We start from the raw sequence: 25,699 nt of genomic DNA, 5'->3' as shown, positions 1-25,699 counted from the left end.
CTCTGCCCTGCCGGGCATCTCCCCAAAAACAATGGGCGATGCTAGCCGCCCGCCGCCAGCCTTCGCCTCACCACCGCCGCGTGGAAACGCGCGCCATGCAGCAGGCCTTCATCGTTGAAGTCGTAGGCCGGGTTGTGCAGCGGGGCGGAATTGCCGTTGCCGAGAAAGACGAAACAGCCGGGCACCTCGGTGAGGAAGCGGGCGAAATCCTCCGAGGCGGTCATCGGCTCGGCGGCGATGCCGACGGCATCGCCCGCCAGCACCGTTCGGGCCGCAGCAAGCACATCATCCACCAGCGCCGCGTCGTTGATCAAGGGCACGAACTCGCGCGTGTAAGTAACGTCAGATGCTACGTTATAGGCCTGCGCCGTGCCTTCGGCGATGCGGCGCATCTCCTTCTCGATCGCCGCGCTCACCTCGGGCCGGAAACTGCGGCAGTCGCCAAGGATGCGGGCGAGGCCGGGCAGCGCGTTGCGGGTGCCGTCGGTGATGAGCTCGGTGACCGAGACGACGCCGATATCGACGGGGCTCAGGCGTCGCGAGACGATGGTCTGCAGGTTGACGACCAGCGCGCAGGCGGCAACCAGCGTCTCGCGAGCGTCGTGCGGCCTGGCGGCGTGGCCGCCCAAGCCTTTCAGCACGATCTCGAAATTGTCCTCGGACGACATGATCGGACCGCTCCGGGTTTCGAAGTGGCCGATGGGCAAGCCCGGCATATTGTGCAGCCCGAAGATTTCCTCGAAGGGAAAGCGTTCGATGAGCCCGTCTTCGATCATCGCAAGCGCGCCTCTGCCCCACTCCTCGGCCGGCTGGAAGATGAACCGCACCGTGCCGTCGAAGCCCCCTTCTTCCGCCAGCAGCTTCGCCGCGCCGAGCAGCATGGCGGTGTGGCCGTCATGGCCGCAGGCATGCATGGTGCCGGGCGTCTGGGAGGTCCAGGCTCGCGTCCCTTGCTCGGCGATGCGCAGCGCATCCATGTCGGCGCGCAGCGCAATCGCGCGATTGCCGCTGCCCCTGGCCAGCGTGCCGACAACGCCGGTGCCGCCTATGCCTTCCGCGACTTCGAGCCCGAAGGCGCGAAGCTTCTCCGTCACGAAGGCGGCGGTGCGCTTTTCCTCGAAGCCGAATTCCGGGTGGGCGTGGAGGTCGCGCCGCCAGGCTGTCATCTCGCAATGCAGCTGCTGCTGGTCGAGTTCAGCTATCTTTTCTTCCCCAGCCCTCGTTCCAGGCGAGTGTTCCCGACGTTGCGCTTCGTTTCCATCGATTCCGGAGGAAGCCCGCTTTCCTGAAAATCCTTCAGGCGATCTGCAGCTCCAGCTCCCGCGGCACCGCCCCGACCAGCTCGGTGTAACGGCCGGCGTCGGTCGCGCCTTCCGAATTGATGACGAGCACACGCGACGTCGCATCGAGCCCGAGAGCCGCGCGCATGCCTTTGTCTCCGGCTGCGCGGATCAGCCCGGCAAGCCCCGCGCCGCCGCTCTCGCCGGAAACGATGGCCGGATCGTTGCCCAGGGGCCGGGCCAGCCGGTTCATCACCGCGACCGCGTCGTCTTCGTCAACGGTCATGAAGGCATCGCCGACGCGGGACAGCACCCGCCAGGCGATCAGGGACGGCTCGGCGCATTCCAGCATCGCCATCACCGTCGACCGCTGAGGTGCGATCGTTACGGGACGGCCGGCCTCCACCGAGGCGTAGACGCAAGCCGAGCGCCTCGGCTCGACCACCACGGCCTTCGGCCGCCGCTCGCCGAGCAGAATCGCCATATAGCCGGCAAACGCCGCCGCAAAGCCGCCGACGCCTGCCTGCAGGAAGACGTGCGTCGGCGGTTCGGCCATATGACGCAGCGCCTCGCGCACGATCACCGTGTAGCCCTGCATGACAAGCCCCGGAATGCGCTCGTAGCCGCGCCAGGAGGTGTTGGAGACGATCTTCCAGCCGCGCTCGGCGCCGACCCGGGCGACCTCGCGGACCGCATGATCATAACCGCCCTCGACCTGCACGATCTCGGCGCCGAAGCGGGCAATGGCCGCCACGCGCTCGGCGCTGACGCCGGCATGGACGTAGATGACCGAACGCGCGCCAACGAGGCCCGCCCCCTGCGCGACCGATCGGCCGTGGTTGCCATCGGTGGCGCAGCAGAAGGTCATCTGGGCGGCGATAGCGCGCAGCTTCGGATCGTTGATTTCGCAGATATCGACTTCGCGACCGAAGCGCTTGCCGGCCTCTTCCAGCACCAGCCGCATGACGGCATAGGCGCCGCCCAGCGCCTTGAAGCTGCCAAGGCCAAGACGCTGGCCCTCGTCCTTGACGTGCAGTGCTGCGATGCCGAGGCCATTGGCGAGCGCCGGCAAGGCATAGAGAGGCGTTTCGGCATGGTCGTCGCGCGCCCTGAGATAATGCTCGGCCCGGTCGGCGCCCGCCAGGCCGAGGGCCTCGGCGTCGGCCGGCACCAGCGGCTGGTTGTGTTCGGGGCGCTGGTTGATGAGCAGCATGCTATTCTTTCTTCGATACACTGAACTTTTTTGACGCGCGCGAGAATCGCGCTCCCTGATCTGGCTAGTGATTGAAGTTTGTTTCGATCAGATGTCGCCGGATTCCCGCCTTGGTGGCACGCAACGTTTCGAGATGACTATTTTTGGTGGTGCTTCGCCTGGTAGCACCTGCCGTCGACAACTATAACGTTTGGTTCCGCGATCAGTCGGCTGCCAGCCGGGCGGCGACGCCAAGCAGGACATTGGCGCCGGCAACCAGCTCGTCGGCGGCGGTGGACTCGGCCGGATTGTGGCTGATGCCGCCCCGGCTCGGCACGAAGATCATCGCGGACGGCGCAATACGGGCAATCATCTGCGCGTCGTGCCCCGCGCCCGACGTCATGCGCCGGCAGGATAGGCCGGCGGCTCTGGCGCCATCCTCGATCAGCGAGACGATGCCGGCATCGAACGTCACCGGCTCGAAACGCGCCAGGCTTTCGGCATGGATGGTGACGCCGGCGCTTGCGGCAAGGTCGTCCAGGAAGGCGGCGAGCGCCGCTTCGGCTTCGCGAAGATGCATTTCGTTCGGATCGCGAAGGTCGATGGTGAAGATCGCCCGCGACGGGATGACGTTGATCGCGTTTGGCTCGAAAGCGATGGTGCCGACGGTGGCGACCGTCGGCGTCGGCGAGGCGCTGGCCCGGTCCGCGAGGAAGCTGATCACCCGCGCGGCGGCGACGCCGGCATCCTGGCGCATCGACATCGGCGTGGTGCCGGCATGGTTGGCCACGCCGTCGATGGTTATGCGCTGCCAGGAAATGCCCTGCAGGTTTTCGACTGCGCCGATGGCGATGCCCTCGCGCTCCAGCACCGGTCCCTGTTCGACATGCAGCTCGACATAGACATGCGGCTTGAGGAAGCCGGGCTGATGTCGGCCGGCATAGCCGATGCGCTCCAACTCCTTGCCCAGCACCGAGCCGTCGGTGCCGATCGAGGCCAGCGCCTCTTCGGTATCCCGGCCGCCGGCAAAGACCAGCGAGCCCATCATATCAGGCGAATAGCGCACGCCCTCCTCATTGGTGAAGGCGGCAACAACAAACGGGCGCGCCGGCGCAAATCCTGCCTCCTTCAGGCTCTCGATCGCTTCGAGGCCGGCAAGCACGCCGTAGCAGCCGTCATAGATGCCGGCGTCGATCACCGTGTCGATGTGCGAGCCAAGCATCACCGGTTCCTGGCCGGCATCCGCGTCGCCCTGCCAGATGCCGAAGATGTTGCCGATGCGATCGATGGCGACGTCGAGCCCTGCCTCTTCCAGCCAACCGACAAGGCGGTCGCGGCCAAGCTTGTCCATGTCGGAGGCGGCGACGCGGACGAGCCGGCCCTGCGTATCGCGACCGAGGCTGCCGAGCTCCTCGATACGGCCAAGCAGGCGGTCGGCATTGATCGTCAGATTGCTCATGCCGGCTGCCTCGCCAGCGCAACCTCGTCCGGCGCCATCCCGACCAGCTCGGCATAGCGGCCGGGGTCGGTCGCGCCTTCGGAGTTGATGATGACTACGCGCGACTGGGCATCGAGGCCGAGAGCCCCGCGCATCTTCTTGTCGCCGGCAGCGCGGATCAGCCCGGCGAGCCCCGCCCCGCCGCTCTCGCCGGAAACGATCGCCGGATCAGTGCCTGAAGGTCGCGCCAGGCGGTTCATCACCGAAACCGCGTCGTCCTCGTCCACGGTCATGAAAGCATCGCCGAGCCGCGACAGCACGCGCCAGGCTGCGAGCGACGGCTCATAGCATTCGAGCATCGCCATCACCGTGGGCTTGCTGTGCGCGATCGCGACTGGACGCCCCGCCTTCGCGGTGGCGTAGACGCACGCCGCCCGCGCGGGCTCGACCACGATTGCCGCAGGGCGATCCTCGCCAAGCACGATGGCGAAATGGCCGGCCACCGCCGCGGCGAGGCCGCCGACGCCGGCCTGCAGGAAGACGTGGGTGGGCGACTTCGGCAAGCGCCTCAGCGCTTCGCGCACGATAACCGTGTAGCCCTGCATCACCAGCCCCGGGATGCGCTCATAACCCGGCCAGGATGTGTCGGAGGCGACGGTCCAGCCGCGCTCGGCGGCGACACGGGCGGCTTCCCTGACCGACTGGTCGTAATCGCCGGCGATGCGCACGATCTCGGCGCCGAAGCGGGCAATCGCCGCGACGCGTTCGTTGCTGACGCCCGAATGGACGAAGATGACGGAGCGCGCACCGACCAGGCCGGCGCCCTGCGCTACCGAGCGTCCATGATTGCCGTCGGTCGCGCAGGCGAAGGTCATGCCCGAGGCAATCGCCTTCACGTCGGGCCCATGCAGTTCCGCAACATCGATGGCACGGCCGAGCCGTTTCCCAGCCTCTTCCAGCACCAGGCGGATGACGGCGTAGGCGCCGCCCAGCGCCTTGAAGCTGCCGAGGCCGAGGCGCTTGCCCTCATCCTTGACGTGGAGCGCGGCGATGCCGAGTTCGCCGGCCAGCGCCGGCAAGGCATGCAGCGGCGTCTCGGCATGGTTGTTGCGTGCGGCCAGGAAGCGCTCGGCCTCGGCAGCTCCGGCTAGCCCAAGCGTCGCGGCGTCTTCATCGGTCAGCGGCTGGCGATGGCTCGGGTGGTGGTTAAGCAGGAACATGGATCGGCTTTCTCTGTCTTGTTGGCTGAAATTTATTGCAAGTCCAGCGAGAAAGGCGCTTTGTTTCGGCACCTGAAATGCAATTTTGTTTCGTTTAGATGCCGTCATGTCCATTTTGCCCGACCTCGACGCCTTCGACCGCGCCATCCTCGCCATCCTGCAGAAGGACAACAGCACGCCCCAGCGCATTATCGGCGAGACGGTGAACCTATCGGCGCCGGCCGTGCAGCGGCGCATCAAGCGCATGGAGGAAATGGGCGTCATCCGCGCCAATGTCGCGCTGGTCGATCCGGCCAAGGTCGGCCATCCGATCACCATCTTCGTCGAGGTCGAGGTGGAGAGCGAGCGGGCCGAGCTGATCGACGCCGCCAAGCGCGGCTTCGCCGCGGTGCCGGAAGTGCAGCAATGCTATTACGTGACCGGCGAGGCCGACTTCATCCTGGTCGTCACCGTAGCGACGATGGCCGACTACGAGGCGCTGACCCGGCGATTGTTTTTTGAGAACAACAACGTCAGGCGGTTTCGCACGTTCGTTGCGATGGATCGGGTGAAGGTCGGGCTGGAGGTGCCGGTGGGCGCACCTCACTCAACATGATCCCTCGGGGCATTTCGTATCGCGGCATGATACTCTGCGCTTGATCTCGCAGACGTATCATGCAAAGATACGTTGCGAGGGGCAGTGGATGATACGTTCGTTCACAGACAAGACCACTGAAGCGATTTCGACAGGCAAAGCTCCGAAAGGATTTCCGGCAGATCTCATTCGTGTCGCTCAGCGGAAACTGTTCATGCTGGACAACGCAGCCGAACTCGCCGACCTCAAAGTCCCACCGGGAAATCGGCTTGAAGCGCTGAAGGGCGATCGCGCCGGTCAGTACTCAATCCGTATCAACGACCAATTTCGTGTTTGCTTTCGGTGGACCGATGGAGGAGCGGACAATGTGGAGATCACCGACTACCATTAGCTAAACCAACCAGCTCTGTCCGACAGGAGCGGAACCAATGATCAACCTCGATAAGCCTATTCATCCCGGCGAGATATTGCGGGCCGAGTTCCTTGAGCCACTCGACCTGAAGCCCTACACCCTGGCGAAAAAGCTTCATGTCCCACGTACCCGTATCGAGCGCCTCGCCAACGAGACCACGCCCGTTACGCCGGACACCGCTCTGCGTCTCGCCAAATTCTTTGGCACCACGCCACAGTTCTGGATGAACATGCAAGCCAGTTACGACCTGGCCGTGGAGGGCGCGTCGCTGCAGGAAGAGCTCAAGGAAATTAAACGGTTCGAGGCGGCTGCTTAAGAGCTCTTGCCGCCCTCCCTCCCCAGCAACCGCGCATAGATCTCCCCCACGATCCCGCGCCGGAAGATCAGCACGCAGACCATGAAGATCACGCCGGTCGCTATCGTCACCGGGAAGCCGGAGGTGGCAAGCGTGTTCTCGAGGCCGACGACTAGGCCGGCGCCGACCACCGGGCCGACCATGGTGCCGATGCCGCCAAGAAGCGTCATCAGGATGACCTCGCCCGACATCTGCCAGGTGACGTCGGTGAGGGTCGCGAACTGGAAGACGATCGCCTTCACCGCGCCGGCGAGGCCGGCAAGGGCCGCCGACATGACGAAGGCGGCGAGCTTGTAGCGGCCGACGGAATAGCCGAGCGAAATGGCACGGTTCTCGTTCTCGCGGATCGATCGCAGGATCATGCCGAAGGGCGAGTTGACGATGCGCCAGATGGCGAAGAGGCCGATCAGGAAGATGGCGAGCACGAAGAAATACATGTTCATCGGCACGTTGAGGTCGAGCATGCCGAAGAGATGGCCCCGCGGCACGCCCTGGATGCCGTCCTCGCCTTCGGTGAAGGGCGCCTGCACACAGAAGAAATAGAACATCTGCGCCATCGCCAGCGTGATCATTGCGAAATAGATGCCTTGCCGGCGGATGGCGAGGAAGCCGACCACGAGGCCCATCGCCGCCGCGCCCGCAGTGCCGAGCAGGATGCCGGCCTCGGGCGGCCAGCCCCAGGCTTTCACCGCATAGGCGCAGAAATAGGCGGCGCCGCCAAAGAAGGCGGCGTGGCCGAAGGAGAGCAGCCCGGTGTAGCCGAGGAGCAGGTTGAAGGCGCAGGCGAACAGCGCGAAGCACAGCATCTTCATGACGAAGATCGGATAGATGAGGAAGGGGGCGGCGATGAGCGCCACGACCCCCAGCGCCACAAGCGCCCGTTCCAGCCGGACGGAGGCAGCGGCGCGCTCTGCGTGAAGGGTCGCCTCGCTCATCTTACGCGTCCCTTCCGAACAGGCCCGCGGGGCGGAGCAAAAGCACGATTGCCATGATGACGAAGACCACCAGGTTCGAGGCCTCCGGATAGAAAACTTTGGTCAGGCCCTCGGCGAGGCCGAGCATGTAGCCGGTGACGATGGCGCCGAGGATCGAGCCCATGCCGCCGACCACGACGACGGCGAAGACGACGATGATGAGGTCCGATCCCATCAGCGGGCTGACCTGGTAGACGGGCGCCGCAAGAATGCCGGCCAGCCCGGCAAGTGCTGCGCCCAGCCCGTAAGTGAGCGTCAGCAGCAGCGGCACGTTGACGCCGAAAGCCTGCACCAGCTCGGGGTTCTCGGTGGCGGCGCGCAGATAGGAGCCGAGCCTGGTCTTTTCGATCAGCAGCCAGGTGCCGATGCAGACGATGAGCGAGGCCACCACCACCCAGCCGCGGTAATTGGGCAGGAACATGAAGCCGAGATTGGTGCCCCCGGCAAGCAGGGTCGGCACCGCGTAAGGATTGCCGGAGACGCCATAATAGAAGCGGAACACGCCTTCGATGACCAGCGCAAGGCCGAAGGTGAAAAGCAGGCCATAGAGCGGGTCGAGCCGGTAGAGCCGCGACAGCGCTACACGCTCCACCACGATGCCGAACAGGCCCACGGCCAAAGGCACGATGATCAGCGCCGGCCAGTAGCCGATGCCGAGATGGACGAGCAGCAGATAGCCGATGAAGGCGCCGAACATATAGAGCGCGCCATGGGCGAAATTGATGATGCGCAAGAGCCCGAAGATGACGGCCAGCCCGAGGCTGAGCATGGCGTAAAAAGAGCCGTTGATCAGGCCGACAAGCAGTTGGCCGAGCAAGGCTTGGATGGGGATGCCGAAGATCATGGTCATTTGGCCATCATACCCCCAGCACCTCGTGCAGTTTGTCGGTGTGCGCGGAAAGCTGGCCGACCGGGAAACCTTCCACCACCTTGCCGTGATCCATCAGGTAGAAGCGATCGGCGATGCGGGCGGCGAAGCGGAAATTCTGCTCGACCAAAAGGATGGTCATGCCGCGCTTCTTCAGCGCCGCCAGCAATTCGCCGATGCGCTGGACGATGACCGGCGCCAGGCCCTCGGTCGGCTCGTCGAGCAAAAGCATTTCGACGCCGGTCCTCAGGATGCGGGCGATCGCCAGCATCTGCTGCTCGCCGCCGGAAAGCTTCGTGCCCTGGCTGTTGCGACGTTCCTTGAGGTTGGGGAAGAGCTCGAATATCTCCTCCACGCTCATGCCGCCCTTGGCCACCATCGGCGGCAGGATCAGATTCTCGTCGACGGTGAGCGTGGCGAAGATGCCGCGCTCCTCCGGCACGAAGCCGATGCCCTGATGGGCGACGCGGTGCAACGGCAGGCGGATCAGGTCCTTGCCATTGAAAGTGACGGAGCCTGTCCGCTTGCGGATCAGGCCCATGATGGCGCGCAGCGTCGTCGTCTTGCCGACGCCGTTGCGGCCAAGCAACGTAACCGTCTCGCCGCGCAGGACTTCGAGGTTGACGCCGTGCAGCGCATGGCCCTCGCCGTACCAGGCATGAAGGTCGCGCACGGCAAGCAGCGGCTCACTCATGCTCGGTCCCCATATAGGCGACGCGCACGCGCTCGTCCTGGCTCACAGTCGCGTAGTCGCCGGCGGCAAGCACCTGGCCGCGCTGCATGACGGTGATCCAGTCGCAGAGATCGGCAACGACGGTGAGGTTGTGCTCGACCATCAGCACGGCGCGGTCTTTCGCCAGCGAGCGGATGATGCCTGAGATCGTGCCGACATCCTCATGCCCCATGCCGGCCATCGGCTCGTCGAGCAGCAGAACTTTTGGATCGAGCGCCAGCGTGGTGGCGATTTCCAGCACACGCTTCCTGCCGTAGGAGAGATCGCCCGCCAGCCGATGCGCGGCGTCGTCGAGCCCGACGATGGCGAGCAGCTCGCGCGCTCGGGGCGTCAGCTGGTCCAGCGCCGAGACCGGGCGCCAGAACTGATAGCCCAGTCCGCCCGGACGCTGCAGCGCGACGCGCACATTGTCGAGGACGCTGAGATGCGGAAAGATCGCCGATATCTGGAAGGAGCGTACAAGGCCCATGCGCGCCACCTTGGCCGGCGGCGTGCGGGTGATGTCGGTGCCGAGCAGCTGGATGGTGCCGCTGGTCGGCTGCAGGAATTTGGTCAACAGGTTGAAGATGGTGGTCTTGCCGGCGCCGTTCGGGCCGATCAAGGCATGGATCCTGCCGTGATGGACGTCGAGATCGACATCCTTCACGGCGACGAATCCGGCGAAGTCGCGCCGCAAGCCGCGGGCGGAAAGCACCACCCGCGGCGTCTGGTCGATGCCGTCCCGGCGGACGGCGGTGGCGGTGTCGAGCGTCACTTGCTGACGAGCGGGCAGCCGCTGTCCTCGGCTTTCATGAAGGCCTTGTCGCCGGGAATGGTCGCCAGATAGGTGTAGTAGTCCCAGTCCTTCTTGCTCTCCTCCGGCTTCTTGACCTGGTAGAGATACATGTCGTGCACCATCGAGCCGTCGGCCTGCACCTTGCCGTTCACCGTGAACACGTCGTTGACCGGCATCTCATGCAATTGCTTGGCCACCGCTTCGGTCTCGTCGGTGCCGGCCTTGTCGATGGCCTTCAGATACTGCGTCACCGCCGAATAGGTGCCGGCCTGGACCATGTTGGGCATGCGGTTGGTGCGCTTGAAGAAGCGCTGCGCGAAATCGCGGCTCACATCGTCGCGGTCCCAGTAATAGCCTTCCGTCAGCACAACGCCCTGCGCCGCCTGCAGGCCAAGGCCATGCACCTCGGCCAGCGTGAAGAGCAGCGCCGCCAACCGCTGGCCGCCGGCGACGATGCCGAACTCGGCCGCCTGCTTGATCGAGTTCGAGGTGTCGAGGCCGGCATTGGCTAGGCCGATGATCTTGGCGCCGGAGGACTGCGCCTGCAGCAGGAAGGAGGAATAGTCGGTGGAGCCAAGCGGATAGCGCACCTCGCCCAGCACCTTGCCGCCACTGGATTCCACGAGCTTGGCGGTCTGGTCCTTCAGCGAATAGCCGAATGCATAGTCGACGGTGATGAAATACCAGCTGTCGCCGCCCTGCTGCACCAGTGCGCCGCCGGTGCCGACCGCTTGGGAGTGGGTGTCGTAGGCCCAGTGGAAACCATAGGGCGAGCACTGCTTGCCGGTGAGGTCGGTGGAGGCGGCGCCGGTGACGATGTCGATCTTCTTCTTTTCCTTGGAAAGCCCCTGGACGGCGAGCGCGACGGAAGACGTGGTGAGCTCCATGATCGCATCGACCTGCTCGGTGTCGTACCACTGGCGCGCGATGTTGGAGGCGATGTCCGGCTTGTTCTGGTGGTCGGCGCTGACGATCTCGATCGGCGCGCCCTGCACCTTGCCGCCGAAATCCTCGACCGCCATCTTGGCGGCCTCGACCGACCATTTGCCGCCGAAATCGGCATAGACGCCGGACTGGTCGTTCAAGATGCCGATCTTGACCTTGCCGTCCGAGATTTCGCCAGCCGCCGCCGGCATTGCGGATGCCGCAATGAGCGCGGCGGAGACGAGATAGGATGCTTTCACTGGTAGTTCCTCCCTTGTGGTCAACCACGGGAAACGCGGCGGACCTCGCAATGGTTCAACAGTTCCGTCGGATTGTGGATTGAGGCCTCGATCCCGCCTGCCACTCCTATTCTTGCGGGCCTGCTCCTTTGCGGCTGGGCCGCCGTGCGCCTTGGGTGCACGGGCGCGAGCCTAGCATCACATTTCGCTGGCCGGGAATGCTATTTTCGTAGCATGCGGATGGGTTGGGGGGAGCATGGTGTCCCTTCACCAGGGCAGCAGCTTGCCATCGCTAAAAAGCCGCCGGTCGGACCGTCGGGCAAGGTTGCGGCGCAGACGATGCCGGCCGCGCCTTGCGCGACGGGGCGGCCGCCGGCACCGCCCATGTCGCGACCCAGCCGGGGCAGGTCGAATTGACCAGCAAGCGCCCCCTCCCCGCCAGACACAATCCGGAAACAAGATTCAACAGCCCGGAAAAACTCGCGAAAAGACCGGCTGTCATAAGCGGCACCGGAGCAGCCGAACTACGGCCAGCGACAACCTGATATCGATCTTCGAAAAAGGAATGCCGACTTATGAAAAAGACCCTTCTCTCCGTTCTCGGCCTGGCGGTCGCGCTTGCTTTCGCGGTGCCGGCGCTCGGCACTACCGAAGCCAACGCTGCCGCGACCACGACGGCTGCGACCACGACGACCACCGCGGCTCCGGCTGCGGCCACCGAGACGGCCAAGCCGGACGCCAACGGCCCGCACAAGAAGCATGTCAAGCACCATCGCCGTCACGCCCGCAAGCATCACGTGAAGAAGCACTCGAAGCATCACGCCAAGAAGCATCATGTGAAGCACCACACCAAGAAGCGTACCCACAAGAAGCACGGCAAGAAGCTCGCCGCATAAGGCGCGTCGCCGGCTTTTGGCTTTTCAGCAATTGGCCAAAAACTTCATGACCGGATGATCCCGGACCGCTTCAACAGGGTTCGGGATCATCGCTTCCCGGAAACGCCGTCCCTCAAAGGCGGCGTTTTTGCTTACCAGGTCGCTGGCGCGGTCGTCCGGTCCGGATCGTGCCTTACTTCTTCTGCGGATAGATCGTCTCGCCGCGCTTCAGCATTTCGACGAACGTCTCGATCTTCTTCTTGCGCCCCGCCTCGGTCTTCATGTTGTGGACGCGGAAGGCGAGCGCGAAACGGTTCTGCGCCGAAAGCTTTGCCAGCATCGCTTTGGCCTTCGGTTCGGCATCGATCGCGGCCTGCAGGTCGGGCGGAAATGTCATCTGTTTCGAGCCGCCATAGGCGCGGTCCCAGCGGCCATCGGCTTTGGCCGCCTCGACTTCGCGCAGGCCATGCTCCGTCATGCGGCCCTCTTCGATCAAGCGCGCGACGTTGTCGACGTTGATCCTGCTCCAGATGCTCTTCCTGCCGCGCGGCGTGTAGCGCTGCAGAAAGCTCTTCTCGTCGAGCGACTTGCGCACCGCATCGATCCAGCCGAAGCAGAGCACGACGTCGATCGCTTCCTTCGGCGTGATCGAAGCAAGGCCAGAGCCGACCTTGTGGATCTTGATCCAGACCTCGCTTTCGCCGGCCTGGTTTTGGCTGAGCCAGGCGTAGAAGCTTTCGGCGTCCGAGAACTCGTGGACCTTACTCGAGTCGACCTTGATGGGGGCCATCGGTGTTCCTTCTTGCCTGAGCCGAGGCTCCGATCTCCCCCTTTGTTGGGGAGACGGCCGGCAGACCAGAGGGCGCGCTGTCCCGCCAGCCCTGTCGAGACGCCGCCGCCTTAGCTTATACTCGTGGGAATTTAAGGCCGCGTTTCTTCGCGCCCCCCTGCCCTGCCTGGTTGAATTATCAAAGCCGCGCCAGCCAACCATCGGACTCTCCGATAACACTATCGGTTTCTTCCGTTTCCGCTCCGCCGGCCGGCCTGCCACATCACCGTCCATGCAAAAGAAAGGCATGGACATGGACGAGACAAAAATCCTGATCGTCGGCGGCAGTTCGGGCATGGGGCTGGCGCTTGCCAGGCGCTGCCTCGCCGAAGGCTCCGGCGTCATCATCGCCGGGCGCAATGCAGCGAGGCTGAACGCCGCGCGCGATGAGCTCGGCTGCCCGGCCGCGCTGGAAGCGGCGGTGGTCGACATCAGCCGCGAGGCCGAGGTCGCGGCGCTGTTCGCGCGCATCGGCGGGCTCGAGCATATCGTCAGCACGGCGGTCGACATCGAAGGCGCCTACCGGCTTTTGCCCGAGATCGAGCTTTCGGCGGCGCAAAAAGTTGTCGACAGCAAGTTCTACGGGCCGCTGCTGTTGGCCAAGCATGGCGCGCCGAAACTTTCGGCCAATGGTTCGCTCACCTTCGTCTCCGGCATTGCCGCCTACCGCCCGGCCGCGCGCGGCTCGGTGGTCGCGGCCGTCAACGCCGGGCTCGAAGGGCTGGTGCGGGCCTTGGCCATCGAGCTGGCGCCGATCCGAGTCAATGCCGTCTCGCCCGGCTGGGTCGACACGCCGATCTGGCAATTCGTTGCCGGCGATGCGAAGGACGAGACGCTTGCCGCGATGGCGAAGCGCCTGCCGGCCGGACGGGTCGGACGGCCGGAAGACATTGCGGACGCGATCCGCTTCCTGATGGGCAACGGCTTTACGACGGGAACGACGCTGCATGTCGAGGGCGGGCAGCGGCTGGTCTGACGATCGCGAAGTTTTCGCCCATCGCCGCGAGCAAGAGCTTCAGCGCCGGCGGCTGGACGCGCCGGCGCCGCCAGATCATGACCAGCTCCGCCGAGCGGATCGGGCCCGGCCATGCGATCTCGGCCACCTCGCCGCGATCGAGCGCGGCAGCGACCGCCAGCCGCGGAACAAGGCCGAAGCCGGCGCCGGCCGCCACCAGGCCGGCGATGGCGTCAATGCTGCCAGCCTCGGCCGCGAGCTTCGGTCCGCCGAGGCCCGCCGCGGTGAAGGCCGTGTCGACCATGACGCGGTAGACGCATCCGGTTTCGGTGGCGACGAAACGCTTTTCGGCAAGCTCCGCCAGATCGACATCCGCCCGGTTCTCGCCCGGCGGCGCGATCAGCACCAGCGGCTCGGCCGCGACGGGGCGCCTGGCGAAGCGCTCGTCGGGCTCGCTGGCGCCCGGTCTGTCGAAGCAGAAGGCGACGTCGATCCCACCCTCTCCCAGCCTGCGGCGCAACTCGCCGCTGCCTGCGATTTTCAGCCTGATGTCGATGTCGGGATGAACGGCCTGGAAATCGGCGAGCCAGCCGGGAAGTTTTGCCGAAGCGATCGTCTCGAGCGCGCCGATCGACAGGCTGCCGGCCGTCTCGGCCTTGGTGGCATCGATGGCGGCCCGGGCGTCGTCGGCGAGCGCCAGCAATTCCTCGGCGTAGGCTTGCAGCGCCTCGCCGGCCGGGGTCAGGTCCAGCCCTTGCCGCGACCGTGTGAACAGCGTCGCGCCCAGCTCGGCCTCGAGCGACTGGATCTGGTCGCTGACGCTCGACTGCGCGAGATTGAGCTCGCCCGCCGCGCGCGTGACGTTGCGTGTGCGCGCGACCGCGAGAAAGGTCTTCAGCAGCCTTGGATGCACGTTACTGCAGCTGCGGCTTCTTGAGGAAGGAGTTGCGGTCGGCCGATTTTACGCGAAGCCAGGTCTCACGGCCGTCGCGCACGACGCGCAACGGAATTTCCGCGCCGGCCGGGTTTTGCCAGAGTTTTCGATAGAAGTCGGCGAGACCGTCAACCTCGCCGTCGCGCACGTCGGAGATGATGTCGCCTTGCCGAAGGCCCGCCTTTGCCGCAGGACCACCTTCGGCGACGCTCATCACCACCACCATGCCGTTCGACTCCGCCGAGAAGGCGCCGAGCCACGGGCGCGGCGGCTTGGCGACCTGGCCGCGCTTGACCAGATCGTCGAGGATCGGCGTCAGAAGGTCGATCGGCACGATCATGTTGATGTCGGCAACCTCGCCGGCGCGGCTCATCTGCAGGCGCAGCGAGCCGACGCCGAGCAGCTTGCCGTCACGGTCGAACAGCGCAGCACCACCCCACGACGGATGCGCCGGCGCGGTGAAGATCGCCTCGTCGATGAGATATTCCCAATAGCCGGCGAATTCCTGCTTGGTGACGATGTGGGCGTCGACCTGCTGGCCGATGCCGTCGGCAAGCGTCACGGCGTCGCCGATATTGGCCTTCCTGGCATTGCCGAACTTGACTGCCGGCAGCCCGAGCGGCGCCAGCGCCTGCACCAGGCCGAAGCCGGTCTCCTGGTCATAGGCCAGCGCATGCGCCGCAACCACGCGGCCGTCCTGGTCGGTCAGCCAGACCTCCTCGGCCTCGGTGATGAGATAGCCGATGGTGAGAACCAGCCCGCTGTCGCGGATCACCACGCCGCTGCCCTCGCGGCGCGTGCCCAGCGCATTGGCGGTAAAGGCGTCGTCCGGAACCGTGGCGCGCACGGCCACGACGGAGCGCGAGATTTTTTCGATGGTCATCGTCGATCCTGAATTACGGGTCTTTTTCTATAAGTATGGCCAAAGGGACGCGGTGCAAGGGCATTTGTCCAGGCGGGGCGCTGCTGGCCCAAGCATTAGTTCAACGAAATTTGAACTTTTTTCTTTGACGCCCGCGCAACCGCACCTAAATCTTGCGCAACGAACCCCGCATCCCGCCCACAGCAACAAGGCCTCCCGAGATGAACCAGTACAACCCGCCGAAAGTCTGGACCTGGAACAAGCCGAGTGGCGGCACCTTCGCCTCCATCAATCGGCCAGTCGCCGGGCCGACGCATGAGAAGGAATTGCCTGTCGGCAAGCATCCGCTGCAGCTCTATTCGCTGGCCACGCCCAACGGCCAGAAGGTGACGATCATGCTGGAGGAGTTGCTGGCGCGCGGCCACAAGGGCGCCGAATACGACGCCTGGCTGATCCGCATCAATGACGGCGACCAGTTCGGCTCGGGCTTCGTCGAGGTCAACCCGAACTCCAAGATCCCGGCGCTGATGGACCGCAGCGAGCCGAAGCCGGTGCGCGTGTTCGAGTCGGGCTCGATCCTCACCTATCTGGCGGAAAAATTCGGCGAGTTTCTGCCGACGGAGCGTGCAGCGCGGGCCGAAACCTTCTCGTGGCTGTTCTGGCAGATGGGCTCGGCGCCCTATCTCGGCGGCGGCTTCGGGCATTTCTACGCCTATGCGCCGGAAAAGATCGAATACGCCATCGACCGCTTCGCCATGGAAACCAAGCGGCAGATGGACGTGCTGGATCGGCGGCTGGCCGAAAGCGAGTATCTCGCCGGGCCGGATTACACCATCGCCGACATGGCGGTCTGGCCCTGGTATGGCGGGCTCGCCAAAGGCCGCAGCTACAACGATGCCGCGCAGTTCCTCGCCGTGCATGAATATAAGCACGTGCAGCGCTGGGCCGACGCGATCGACGCCAGGCCGGCGGTAAGGCGCGGCCGCATGGTCAACCGCATCTCCGGCGATCCGGCCTATCAGTTGCACGAGCGCCACGACGCCAGCGATTTCGAGACGAAGACGCAGGACAGGTTGCAAGCGGCGGAGTGAGCTGCTGATCTCCCCGCCTTGCGTGGGAGATGGCCGGCAGGCCAAAGCGGGTCGATGCGCGTGGAGCGCCGACGCCCGACGAACAATAAGAGGGCAAGTTGGCGCATCGTGCGCGCCGACCCCCTCTGTCGCCTTCGGCGACATCTCCCCCTCAAGGGCCTCAAGGGGGGAAGATCAGCTACCTCCCGTAGGTATACGTCACACTGGCCTCCGCCAGCGCCTGGCTCTTCGCCGCGACCGACACCATTTCGGGCGACGGATTTTCCGGCGTGCGCAGCTTCGCCTCACTCAGCGCATAGAGCGTGAAGACGTAGTGGTGCGTGCCGCTGCCGGGCGGCGGACATGGGCCGAAATAGCCGGCGCGACCGACGCCGCCCGTGCCGGAAACCGTGCCCTTCGGCAGGCGCTTGCCGCCTTTGGAGCCGGCGCCTTCGGCGAGGCCCTTGGCGCTTGCCGGGATGTTCCAGGCAAGCCAATGCCAGAATCCCTTGCCGTCGTTGGCGTCGGGATCGAACATGGTGAGCGCGTAGCTCCTGGTGCCCGCCGGCGGGTCCTTCCAGGCAAGCGCGATCGAGACGCTCTTGCCGCCGCATCCGGGCTTGTCGCCGAGATATTTTGCGTCCCACTTGTCGCTGGAAACCGACGGGCTGGAGATCTCGAAGGCGGATGCCTGAGTGGCGAAGGCAGCGAAGGCAAGTCCAATGAGGCCGAGGCGCGAAGTCATGGCTTCACTCCTTCTACTTGATTGCCCAAAGTCTATCCGAAAGGCGCGCCGGAGCCGAGCAACTTTGCGTGACGGGTCAGCAGGCACCGGAGTTGCCGATCTCCCCTACAAGGAACAGATCCGGAGCACTGCCGATGAGCAGTGTCACGCGCGGCGATGCGTGCATGTTATCCCCCTCTCGCCAACGCGGGCGACACGATTTGTTCTTGCCGGCCCTTCCTAAAGGTGCCGCCACCCGATCTCGCTGTCAGGCCAGAATAACAGAGCTATGCGGTTCTTCACGAATTTTTTCAGCCGGAACATCCCCTGGAAAGCTCCGTTGGAAACTTAGTCAACGATGCAAACCAATGGAGATTTCCTGATGATGAAGAAGATTCTCGCAGCTTCCGTTCTTACCCTGGCGCTCGCGACCTCGGGCGCCATGGCTCAGACAGCCGGTGCAAGCGGCGACGCCAGCGGCAGCGTTTCAGGCGGCGTCTCGGGCACGACTGGCGGCGCCTCGGGCAGTGCGACGGGCGGTGCCACAGTCACCACGCCGGCAACCCCTGGCACGGATACGACCACCACGAATTCCACGAATTCCATGAATTCGACGAATTCGACGAATTCGACGAACCAGCCGGCCGGTATGCAGGATCGCTGCAAGGATACGGGCGCCAACGATACCGAGAACAACACGGCCAGCGGCAATACGACCTCGAACATGCAGAACTGCAACAAGTAGCGCCGGATCGCCGACACAAAAAAGCCCCGCCGGTGGAAGCCGTCGGGGCTCTTTCGTTGAGGCCTTGAAGGTGGGACTTCGCTGCCTGCCGATCCAGGGGGTGTTGGATCGGCCGCGACCCTAGCCGAAGAATCGGCGTGGCTATAATCACGGCTGCGCACTACCAATCACGCCTGCGCGAGAAGGAGGTGATAGCCGGCTGTCGATCTCTCTTTGAGGGAAGAGCGCTAGCTCAGCAGCTTCGCCAATCGCGGCACGCCCTCGCCCACCGCGCGGTCGTCGGCCAGCGTGAAGGACATGCGCAGCGTGTTGCGGCCGGTGCCGTCGGCGTAAAAGGCGTTGCCCGGCACGAAGGCGACGCGCGCCTCCTGCACCGAACGCGCCAGCAACGCTGTGGCGTCAGTGCCTTCGGGCAGCGTCAGCCAGACGAACATGCCGCCTTCCGGCCGGCTCCAGGAAATGCCGTCCGGCATGTTTTCCTCGAGGGCGCCGAGCAGCGCGTCGCGGCGACGGCGATAGGCACCGATCAGCTTCTCCACCTGGGCGTCGAAGATGGTCTCGGCAACGCGATGCATGACCATCTGGTTGATCGACGGGCTGTGCAGATCGGAGGCCTGTTTCATCAGCACCAGCTTTTCCACCACATGGCGCGGGGCGCAGACCCAGCCGACGCGCATGCCTGGGGACAGGATCTTGGAGAAGGAGCCGCAATAGAGCGTGCGGGCATTGTCGATGCCGCCCGAGCGGGCGCAATCCAGCGCCAGGATCGGGGGCACCGCCTCGCCGTCATAGCGCAGTGCCCGATAGGCGGCGTCCTCGATGACGGCGATGTCGAGCTCGCCGGCGAGGTCGAGCACCGCCTCGCGCTGCTTGCTATCCAGAGTGTTGCCGGTCGGGTTGGCGAAATCCGGCACCAGATAGGCGAATTTCACTTTGCCGCCGTTAGCCGCGGCGGCCGCGCGATAGGCGTCCGGCGTCATGTTGCCGCCGGCAATGTTCAGCCGGTCGTAACGCGGCTCGTAGGCGTTGAAGGCCTGCAGCGCGCCGAGATAGGTCGGCCAGGTGACCAGCGCGGTGTCGCCGGGCGACAGAAACAGCTTGCCGAGATAATCGAGCGCCTGCTGCGAGCCGGAGGTGATGAAGATGTTGCCCTCGTCGCATCGGATGCCGAGCCTGCCCATATAGCCGGCCAGCCATTTGCGCAGCGGCAGAAAACCTTCGCTGACCTGGTATTGTAGCGCGGCTCCCGCTTCCGCGCCGCCGAGCACGGCCTGATAGGCATCGCCGATGGCCTCGGCCGGAAACAGCGAGGCATCGGGAATACCGCCGGCGAATGAGATGATGTCGGGCTGGTCGAGCAGCTTCAGGAGCTCGCGGATTTCCGAGGCCTTCATGCGCGAGGAGCGCGAGGCCAGAAGGTTCAACAGGGTCAAAGCGCACCTCCCGCAGTGCTTCGTTCAGGGTTTTAGCATTTAGGTCAGCTTCGTTGACCTATTATCAGGCCACGTCCGTCGCGTGAATACACAAAACGGCCATGACGCATCGCTCTGACGACATTTGGCCCACATATCCTGACGGAGATATCTGACACGACGGCGGTCCGCTCATCGCGGGATTGTCGTAATATTAGAATAGGCGCATATTGTCTGAAGCCGAAGCCGTGCTCCGGCTGAACCGCCTGTTGGCCATGGTGCCCGGGCGGTCCGTGACCAGGTCAAATGCCAGTGAAACAACAAGCACCTCGGCTGCTCAAACCATTGAGCAGCCTGAGGCAATGATATTTGGAGGAGATAGCCATGAAGGTCACCATACTGGCAAGTTACGAACCCCATGCCGCCAAAGGGCTGATGCAGGGATCGAACCGCGAAGCTGCAATCCAGGCGCTCTTTGAAAGCGTCGGCGGCAGGATGAGCAGCGTTATGTTCACGCGCGGCATTTACGACGTCGTCGTCAATGGCGAGGTGCCGGATCAGGTCGCCGGGATGGGCATGGCCCTTGCCGTGCGCGCGAGCGGCTCGTTGAGCGAGTTGGTCGTCCTCGAAGAACTCGACATGAAGGCGGTGCTCGCTGCCGCCAACAAGGCTGCCGGCGCCTACAAGCCCGCCGGCTGACGGCCTGGCCAGGCAGCGCGGACGGCGTGTTGGTCGTCCCGTGCTGCCGGCATCACGTCACCGCAGGCCGAGCTTTGCTGACGCATGCCCTTATCCCCAAACCGCTCCGCACTTTGGGCAACATGCATTAGAACGGCAATCGAATCTCGTCGTCCCGGGCCGTATCGGGCCATCCGATGTCCTTGCGGATCTCCGGCGGCAGTTCGTTCAGCTCCCGCGTCGTCCTGCGGCGCCTTCTCGCCTGCGCGAACGCGGCGCGGATTCGGTTAAGGCTCTTAAACATCGCAACCTCCACAAAGCAGCGGCAGAATTGGCGGCCGCCCTCCGGGCGCCGCTTTTGAGGTGCGTCTGTAACCAGGCGATTGCGCGCAAACGGTGAAATGCTTCACGAAGCCGGAGCGGCCTGAAACATTTGTGTGCGAATTAAATTGGGTTTCGACGCCGCGGCATTAGTGGCGAGCGCCAACAGGCGGCGCTGCCGGCTATGACGGGCGCACAATTGCCGACTGCCTTGCTCGCCAAGATAGGCGTCAGGCGTTAGTCCGTACTACCGGAAGGAAGTTGCTGCGCGGTCTGCGCCGAGAGCCGGCCTTTGCGGACGAGCGTCGGCTTCGAATATTCTTTTTTCATGGCGAAATCTCCCCTGCCTCGCCGGAAAATGCGGTACGGCTATCGGACTGTCAAGCAGATGGCAGCCCGGTGAGACCGGCCCGATCGACCACCTTCCCGTCCCTGATCACTTCCCTGCCCGCGCGATACACGGTCCGCTCCTTCGGCACGGCCACCACCGCTTCCGGCACATGCTCGGCCCTGAGCGCGACGAAATCGGCCTTGGCCCCGACGGCGATGCCATAGACTTCGAGCCCCAGCGCCCTGGCGCCGGCATGGCTCACCACGTCGTAGGCGGCTTCCAGCTCGCGATCCTCGTAGAAGCCGGAGCGGTAGCCGATCATGTTGGCGCGGTTCAGCATGTCGCCATCGCCGTAGGGCCACCAGGAATCGCGGATGTTGTCGGAGCCGGCAAAGACCGTGACGCCCGCCTTGCGCAATGCCGCCACCGGCGGGAAAGGATGGTTGCCGGGCGCGTTGGTCATGATGGCGACGCCGGAGGCGGCGAGCAGCTCGCCGGCTTTGGCCAGCGCGTCGGCGGAAATGTCGCCCAGCGCATAGGCGTGGCTGACGGCGACTTTGCCTTGCATGCCCAGTGCCGTGGTCCGCGCGGCGATCTCCTCGATCTCGAACAGGCCGAGGGTGCCGCCGTCATGCAGGTGGATATCGATTCCGGCGCCGTGTTTTTCGGCAAGGCCGAAGACGACGTCGAGATGGCCCTTCACATCGCGGTCAAAGCTTGCCGGGTCGAGCCCGCCGATCAGATCACAGCCGAGCTTCAAAGCCTCGTCCAGAAGCTCGGCGGTGCCGGGCGACGACTGGATGCCGCTTTGCGGGAAGGCGACGAGCTGGATGTCGATCAGCTCGCAATATTTTTCGCGCACGGCAAGGATCGTCTCGACATGTTTCAGCCCGACCGCGGCGTCGACCATGATATGGCTGCGCATCGCGAGGCTGCCATTGCCAACGCAAAGCTCGAGCTGGTTTTTCGCGCGCTCGTCCATCGGCGCGGCCTGCTCGAGGTTCCGCATCTGGAAGGCGACCCGCTCGCGCACGTCGAAGCCGTTGGTGCAGGGAATGTGCGGGCGCCAGACATCGCCATAGAAGGAGGTGTCGAGATGGATGTGGCCCTCGATGAAGGCCGGCAGCACGAGCTGGCCGGCGAGGTCGACGGCGCCTGGCGGCGCGCCGGCGGCATTGGCGGCGGGCGTGATGGCGCTGAAGCGGCCGTCGGCGACGGTGAGGTCGGCCAGGGAGCCGTCGGCGAGTTTTGCGTTGAGAAAGCGGGGCAAGATGCAATCCATCAGCAATGATGCATCAGTCGTCGTCCCTCGGCCGCCAGAGGTCAATGCGGATCGGGATAGAAAGTGTTTCGCCCAAGTTCTCTGTCACCCGCGGTTGGCAGATCGCGCCCGGCCGGCTGCGCCGCCGTTAACCTTAATTCCAAACGGCGGTGGGGAAGTCCCTGTCGCCTGCCTATTCCGCTATCGCGGAAGTTTCGGCACGAGAAAAACATGCCATAGTCCAGGCTGCGGTACGAGGCCGCCTTGGTCGACGCGGACGCCCAAGCACATCCCCAACAATGTCGCCCCCAACGGCCGCGTCGACCTTGTACTGAACGGCGATCTGACCCGGGTCGCCGTTTTGTTTTTGGCCATCAGGCCTGGGACTTTGCGTATTCCGCGACCAGCCCGTCATATTCCTCGAAAGCCGGCAGGGCCGCGTAGCTGTGCAGGGCGGGCGTCTCCGCCCAGGGCAGCTTCTCGCTGGTCCAGGTCTCGACGAAAGGCGTGAACCAGGCGGGGTCGTCCAGCATGGTCGGGCGCAGGTTGACGAACCAGTCGAGCCCCTCCGGCCGGGTGAACATCCAGCTCATGCAGTAGCCGCAGAAATAGTGTTTCGAAGCGCCGCGCAGGCCGCCGATCACCGGCTCGCCCTTGGTGATCTCGAAGCCATCCGCGGGAATGGCGGCGCTCAGCGAATAAGCGCTCGACGACATCTTCTGACAGCCGGTGCAATGGCAGGCCATGGTGAGCAGCGGCTTGGCGGAGATCCTGAGGCGCACGCGGCCGCAGCGGCAGCCACCTTCGGCAGGCAGGGAGGGGATTGGCATGAGCGCTCCTTGGGTTGATTTTCCCTACTCATCCGTCGCCTTCGGCGACACGTTCTTCCCACAAGGAAGAAGGAGGAGCCAAGCCCTCAGCCCCCAATCAGCGCCGCGGTCGTCGTCAGCCGCGCGCCCTGCTCGGCGAAGGCTTTGTTGTGCCGGATGATGATGTCGGGCGCTTTCTCCTCCTCGGAATCGAGCGTCGAATGCGCATCCGAAACGACGGTGACGCCGAGGCCCTGGGCAAGAGCGCCTTTCACCGTGGCGGCAACGCAGAAATCGCTCTGGGCGCCGATGAGCACCACGTCGCGAACGCCCTGCCCCGCGACCCACTGCCCGAGATCGGCGTTGGAGAAGGCATTGCCGACGCTCTTGCCGAAGGTCGGTTCGCCGGCCGCCTGGCCGAGCTGCGGCCATACCGGCCAGCCGGAAGCGCCCGGTGCCAGCGGATCCCCCGCCGGCCCGTCATGACGCACGAAGGCCACCTTGCGGCCGGTTTTGCGCGCCCAATCGATCAATTTTCGCGCGCGCTCGGCAATGACGTCGGCATCATGGATCGGCGGATCGAAACGGCCGTCGAACATGCCGGTCTGCAGGTCGATGACGATCAGCGGAGCGGCGGCCGAGGGAGCGGTGTCTGGCATGGGCGCGAAGATAGCGGAGGTGGGGGGTGGGTCAAGGACGCGGACGAAGCGTGGTCCCCCTGTTGTCGGGGAGATCTGCGATTCCCCCGCCTCAGCCAATCCCGCCGGTCACCACATAAGCCCCGCCAACTCGCCCATCCGGCAGCCTCACGATCGCCGTGACGATCGAGCCGTAGGCGCGGCGCCAGACGCTGTGGAAGCCCTGATGCGTCGCAGCCGGCACGACGGCCCGGCCGGTGTGGCGGTTGCCGCTTCCCTGCATGGCGACCGGTTCGCCGTTGACGTGGACTTTCACGGCTGCATCCGGCCCGGCCTCGCCCGCGTCGATCTCCAGCGCGATCGCGATCTCGTCAGTGTCGTCGCCGGCGTGGATTGTCTCGGCGGTGAGGGCCAGCATAAGCGGCGCTTCGCTGGGGCGGCCCAATGTGCCCCCGCTCGGTTCAAACACATCATCGGCCAGCGGCGGCGTGCGTGGCGGGACGGTGCGGCGCTTGGTGGCGCGCTCGTAGTCGCCGGCCATCGTCAGCAGCGCCACGTCGTCATAGGCCTTGCCGGCAAAGGTGAGGCCGACCGGCATGCCGATATCGGCCATGATGCCCATCGGCACCGTCACCGTCGGGATGCCGAGATGGCGCCAGACCAGATTGCCGTTGGCGACCCAGGTGCCGTTGCGCCAGGCAAGATCGGCGGAGGCCTCGTTGACATCCGCATCGGCCGGGCCGACATCGGCGGCGGCCGGAAGCACCACAGCGTCAAGGCGGTTGGCGTCGAGCCAGATCTCGAAGTCGATGCGGCGCGTCTCTTCCAGCCCCTTGAGCCCGTCCTCGATGGTGGGGATGGCCTCGAGCGGGCTGACCCCGTTCTTCGCCCGCTCGACATAGTCCGCCAGGTCGAAGCCGTCGTCGCCATAGCGGTCGGGCAGCGTGCCCGGCGGCTGTGGAAAGATTTTCGGGCCATCGACCGATGCAAGATCGGGAAGCGCCGGATCAGCATTGGCGCGCAGGAAATCGTCCCACGACCAGATTGACAGGTCCCAGATCTCGCGGTTTGCAAATTCCTCCGGCACCAGGCCGCGATCAACCATGGAGCGCGCGCCCGGACGGTCGCGCTCATAGTTCGATACGACGGGGAAATCGACCTCGACCACCTCGGCCCCGAGTGCCTGCAGGTCATGAGCGGCCTGTCGCCAGAGTTCCAGTACCGAGGCGCGCGTCTCGATCGGCCGGCCGGCGCCGAGATCCTTGCCGATATACATTTTCGGCACGCCGAGCCGCTTGCCCTCAAGCGCGCCTTGCAGGGGAAGCCCGGTATAGCTCGCCGGCCTCAGCGCTGATGCCTTCGGGATCGAAACCCAGGGCTGCACGCGCCAGAAGTCGCCGCGCGTGTCATGGTCGTCGGCGACGATGACATCAAGCAGCTCCAGCATGTCCGGCACGCTGCGCGTATGCGGCACCACCACATCCATGGTCGGCACCAGCGGCCAGTTGCCGCGCACCGAGATCACGCCGCGCGACGGCGTGTAGGCGACCAGCGCGTTGTTGGAGGCGGGCGCGCGGCCGGATGACCAGGTTTCTTCGCCGAGCCCGAAGGCGGCGAAGGACGCGGCCGTCGCCGTGCCCGAGCCGTTCGACGAGCCGGAAGCGAAGGCAGCGGTGAGATAATCCTTGTTGTACGGGCTCTCGGCGCGACCATAGGCGCCGCGCTGCATGCCGCCATTGGCCATCGGCGGCATGTTGGTGAGGCCGATGAGCACCGCGCCCGCGGCGCGCAGCCGGGCAATCGTCAAGGCGTCCTCGCTGGCGATCAGATGCTCGAAGGCCGGCGAGCCGGCCGCCACCGTCAGACCTTTCACCTTGTAGCTGTCCTTGGCGGTGTAGGGGATGCCGTCGAGCGGGCCAAGCGTTTTGCCCGCGCGGCGGCGGCGGTCGGAAGCTGCCGCCTCCTCGAACATCTTTGGATTGAGGATGGGCACGGCGTTGAGCGCTATGCCGTGCCGGTCGTAGTGGGCGATGCGCCGCAGGTACGCGCCGGTGAGCTCGACGCTTGTGACTGTGCCGTCTTCCAGCGCGCGGCGCAGATCGGCGATCGAGGCTTCGACTATATTCATGGCTTGGCGAACCTCTTGTCAGTGACCACGCGTCCGACGAAGGTTGGCTCGAAATTCGTAAGCCGCGATCCGTCACACCCCCCTCTGCCCTGCCGGGCATCTCCCCCGCAAGGAGGGAGATTGGATGTCGCGCAAGCTTTTGC

At 65.0% G+C, this 25,699-nt stretch carries 27 protein-coding genes; 8 read left to right on the top strand and 19 right to left on the bottom strand.

Annotated features, from left to right (window positions below; all coding sequences use genetic code 11):
• Nucleotides 1-41: 41 nt before the first annotated feature.
• From CK221_RS15000 to CK221_RS14985, 4 genes are all read right to left on the bottom strand, one after another.
• Nucleotides 42-1,166 carry a M20 aminoacylase family protein gene (locus tag CK221_RS15000; protein WP_095778264.1) on the bottom strand — a complete coding sequence of 375 codons (1,125 nt, stop codon included), beginning with the start codon at nt 1,164-1,166 and terminating at the stop codon, nt 42-44.
• Nucleotides 1,167-1,296: 130 nt separating this feature from the next.
• Nucleotides 1,297-2,493 carry a diaminopropionate ammonia-lyase gene (locus CK221_RS14995; protein ID WP_095778263.1) on the bottom strand — a complete coding sequence of 399 codons (1,197 nt, stop codon included), beginning with the start codon at nt 2,491-2,493 and terminating at the stop codon, nt 1,297-1,299.
• A 202-nt stretch (nt 2,494-2,695) separates the two neighbouring features.
• A complete protein-coding gene (locus CK221_RS14990; protein WP_095778262.1) occupies nt 2,696-3,931 on the bottom strand; it encodes a Zn-dependent hydrolase in 1,236 nt (411 codons plus the stop codon).
• The gene (locus CK221_RS14985) at nt 3,928-5,130 is read right to left on the bottom strand and encodes a diaminopropionate ammonia-lyase (protein ID WP_095778261.1); all 1,203 of its coding nucleotides are present in this window, start codon (nt 5,128-5,130) and stop codon (nt 3,928-3,930) included. Before CK221_RS14985 ends, CK221_RS14990 begins: the two co-directional genes overlap by 4 nt.
• A gap of 106 nt (nt 5,131-5,236) precedes the next feature.
• Here CK221_RS14985 and CK221_RS14980 point away from each other — a divergent pair, with 106 nt between their 5' ends.
• The 3 genes from CK221_RS14980 (at nt 5,237) to CK221_RS14970 (ending at nt 6,432) form a co-directional block, all read left to right on the top strand.
• A complete protein-coding gene (locus tag CK221_RS14980; RefSeq protein WP_066998440.1) occupies nt 5,237-5,725 on the top strand; it encodes an Lrp/AsnC family transcriptional regulator in 489 nt (162 codons plus the stop codon).
• An 88-nt stretch (nt 5,726-5,813) separates the two neighbouring features.
• Nucleotides 5,814-6,095, top strand: a complete 282-nt coding sequence (locus CK221_RS14975) for a type II toxin-antitoxin system RelE/ParE family toxin (RefSeq protein WP_095778392.1) — start codon at nt 5,814-5,816, stop codon at nt 6,093-6,095.
• Between the two features lie 37 nt (nt 6,096-6,132).
• Nucleotides 6,133-6,432, top strand: a complete 300-nt coding sequence (locus CK221_RS14970; protein ID WP_067322571.1) for a HigA family addiction module antitoxin — start codon at nt 6,133-6,135, stop codon at nt 6,430-6,432.
• On the opposite strand, the gene CK221_RS14965 is transcribed toward CK221_RS14970, so the two are convergent.
• The 5 genes from CK221_RS14965 to CK221_RS14945 are packed head-to-tail and all read right to left on the bottom strand — an operon-like array spanning nt 6,429 to nt 11,005.
• Nucleotides 6,429-7,406 (bottom strand): branched-chain amino acid ABC transporter permease, encoded by a 978-nt coding sequence (locus tag CK221_RS14965; RefSeq protein ID WP_095778260.1) that lies wholly within the window; start codon nt 7,404-7,406, stop codon nt 6,429-6,431. The genes CK221_RS14970 and CK221_RS14965 overlap by 4 nt on opposite strands.
• Before the next feature lies 1 nt (nt 7,407).
• Nucleotides 7,408-8,295, bottom strand: coding sequence for a branched-chain amino acid ABC transporter permease (locus CK221_RS14960; protein WP_066998448.1), 888 nt, complete (start codon nt 8,293-8,295; stop codon nt 7,408-7,410).
• A 7-nt stretch (nt 8,296-8,302) separates the two neighbouring features.
• Nucleotides 8,303-9,007 carry an ABC transporter ATP-binding protein gene (locus CK221_RS14955; protein WP_095778259.1) on the bottom strand — a complete coding sequence of 235 codons (705 nt, stop codon included), beginning with the start codon at nt 9,005-9,007 and terminating at the stop codon, nt 8,303-8,305.
• Nucleotides 9,000-9,800 carry an ABC transporter ATP-binding protein gene (locus CK221_RS14950; protein WP_245418863.1) on the bottom strand — a complete coding sequence of 267 codons (801 nt, stop codon included), beginning with the start codon at nt 9,798-9,800 and terminating at the stop codon, nt 9,000-9,002. Before CK221_RS14950 ends, CK221_RS14955 begins: the two co-directional genes overlap by 8 nt.
• A complete protein-coding gene (locus tag CK221_RS14945; protein WP_066998453.1) occupies nt 9,797-11,005 on the bottom strand; it encodes an ABC transporter substrate-binding protein in 1,209 nt (402 codons plus the stop codon). Before CK221_RS14945 ends, CK221_RS14950 begins: the two co-directional genes overlap by 4 nt.
• 554 nt (nt 11,006-11,559) lie before the next feature.
• Here CK221_RS14945 and CK221_RS14935 point away from each other — a divergent pair.
• On the top strand, nt 11,560-11,880 hold the full coding sequence (locus tag CK221_RS14935) for a hypothetical protein (protein ID WP_095778258.1): 321 nt from the start codon (nt 11,560-11,562) through the stop codon (nt 11,878-11,880).
• 172 nt (nt 11,881-12,052) lie between these two features.
• On the opposite strand, the gene CK221_RS14930 is transcribed toward CK221_RS14935, so the two are convergent.
• The gene (locus CK221_RS14930) at nt 12,053-12,649 is read right to left on the bottom strand and encodes a YdeI/OmpD-associated family protein (RefSeq protein ID WP_095778257.1); all 597 of its coding nucleotides are present in this window, start codon (nt 12,647-12,649) and stop codon (nt 12,053-12,055) included.
• Between the two features lie 286 nt (nt 12,650-12,935).
• On the opposite strand from CK221_RS14930, the gene CK221_RS14925 reads away from it, so the two are divergent.
• Complete coding sequence (locus CK221_RS14925; protein ID WP_095778390.1) at nt 12,936-13,664, top strand: SDR family oxidoreductase; 729 nt, start codon at nt 12,936-12,938, stop codon at nt 13,662-13,664.
• On the opposite strand, the gene CK221_RS14920 is transcribed toward CK221_RS14925, so the two are convergent.
• Nucleotides 13,615-14,556 carry a LysR family transcriptional regulator gene (locus tag CK221_RS14920; RefSeq protein ID WP_095778256.1) on the bottom strand — a complete coding sequence of 314 codons (942 nt, stop codon included), beginning with the start codon at nt 14,554-14,556 and terminating at the stop codon, nt 13,615-13,617. The two genes, CK221_RS14925 and CK221_RS14920, sit on opposite strands and share 50 nt — an antisense overlap.
• A gap of 1 nt (nt 14,557) precedes the next feature.
• A complete protein-coding gene (locus CK221_RS14915) occupies nt 14,558-15,460 on the bottom strand; it encodes a S1C family serine protease (RefSeq protein WP_095778255.1) in 903 nt (300 codons plus the stop codon).
• A 200-nt stretch (nt 15,461-15,660) separates the two neighbouring features.
• Here CK221_RS14915 and yghU point away from each other — a divergent pair, with 200 nt between their 5' ends.
• The gene (yghU, locus tag CK221_RS14910; RefSeq protein ID WP_095778254.1) at nt 15,661-16,530 is read left to right on the top strand and encodes a glutathione-dependent disulfide-bond oxidoreductase; all 870 of its coding nucleotides are present in this window, start codon (nt 15,661-15,663) and stop codon (nt 16,528-16,530) included.
• A gap of 178 nt (nt 16,531-16,708) precedes the next feature.
• Here the strand turns inward: yghU and CK221_RS14905 are convergent, their stop codons facing one another.
• Entirely contained in the window at nt 16,709-17,254 is a 546-nt protein-coding gene (locus tag CK221_RS14905) for a YbhB/YbcL family Raf kinase inhibitor-like protein (RefSeq protein ID WP_095778253.1), read from the bottom strand.
• A 361-nt stretch (nt 17,255-17,615) separates the two neighbouring features.
• On the opposite strand from CK221_RS14905, the gene CK221_RS14900 reads away from it, so the two are divergent.
• Complete coding sequence (locus CK221_RS14900) at nt 17,616-17,978, top strand: hypothetical protein (RefSeq protein ID WP_095778389.1); 363 nt, start codon at nt 17,616-17,618, stop codon at nt 17,976-17,978.
• A gap of 227 nt (nt 17,979-18,205) precedes the next feature.
• On the opposite strand, the gene CK221_RS14895 is transcribed toward CK221_RS14900, so the two are convergent.
• Nucleotides 18,206-19,372: a PLP-dependent aminotransferase family protein gene (locus tag CK221_RS14895; protein WP_179295147.1), complete on the bottom strand. Its 1,167-nt coding sequence runs from the start codon at nt 19,370-19,372 to the stop codon at nt 18,206-18,208.
• 402 nt (nt 19,373-19,774) lie between these two features.
• On the opposite strand from CK221_RS14895, the gene CK221_RS14890 reads away from it, so the two are divergent.
• A complete protein-coding gene (locus tag CK221_RS14890) occupies nt 19,775-20,089 on the top strand; it encodes a GYD domain-containing protein (RefSeq protein WP_066998476.1) in 315 nt (104 codons plus the stop codon).
• A 127-nt stretch (nt 20,090-20,216) separates the two neighbouring features.
• On the opposite strand, the gene CK221_RS14885 is transcribed toward CK221_RS14890, so the two are convergent.
• The 5 genes from CK221_RS14885 to CK221_RS14860 form a co-directional block, all read right to left on the bottom strand.
• Complete coding sequence (locus tag CK221_RS14885) at nt 20,217-20,372, bottom strand: DUF1127 domain-containing protein (RefSeq protein ID WP_082953795.1); 156 nt, start codon at nt 20,370-20,372, stop codon at nt 20,217-20,219.
• Between the two features lie 397 nt (nt 20,373-20,769).
• The gene (locus CK221_RS14875; RefSeq protein ID WP_095778251.1) at nt 20,770-22,002 is read right to left on the bottom strand and encodes an amidohydrolase family protein; all 1,233 of its coding nucleotides are present in this window, start codon (nt 22,000-22,002) and stop codon (nt 20,770-20,772) included.
• 353 nt (nt 22,003-22,355) lie between these two features.
• Complete coding sequence (locus CK221_RS14870; RefSeq protein WP_067322530.1) at nt 22,356-22,811, bottom strand: GFA family protein; 456 nt, start codon at nt 22,809-22,811, stop codon at nt 22,356-22,358.
• An 86-nt stretch (nt 22,812-22,897) separates the two neighbouring features.
• Nucleotides 22,898-23,449 (bottom strand): isochorismatase family protein, encoded by a 552-nt coding sequence (locus CK221_RS14865; RefSeq protein WP_066998484.1) that lies wholly within the window; start codon nt 23,447-23,449, stop codon nt 22,898-22,900.
• Between the two features lie 91 nt (nt 23,450-23,540).
• Nucleotides 23,541-25,556: an amidase gene (locus CK221_RS14860; RefSeq protein WP_095778250.1), complete on the bottom strand. Its 2,016-nt coding sequence runs from the start codon at nt 25,554-25,556 to the stop codon at nt 23,541-23,543.
• Nucleotides 25,557-25,699 lie beyond the last annotated feature (143 nt).

It is taken from the genome of Mesorhizobium sp. WSM3868 (genome assembly GCF_002294785.1).
Classification (GTDB): domain Bacteria; phylum Pseudomonadota; class Alphaproteobacteria; order Rhizobiales; family Rhizobiaceae; genus Mesorhizobium.
Note: the sequence above shows the minus strand (reverse complement) of the source record. Positions and strands in the feature narration are given on the sequence as shown.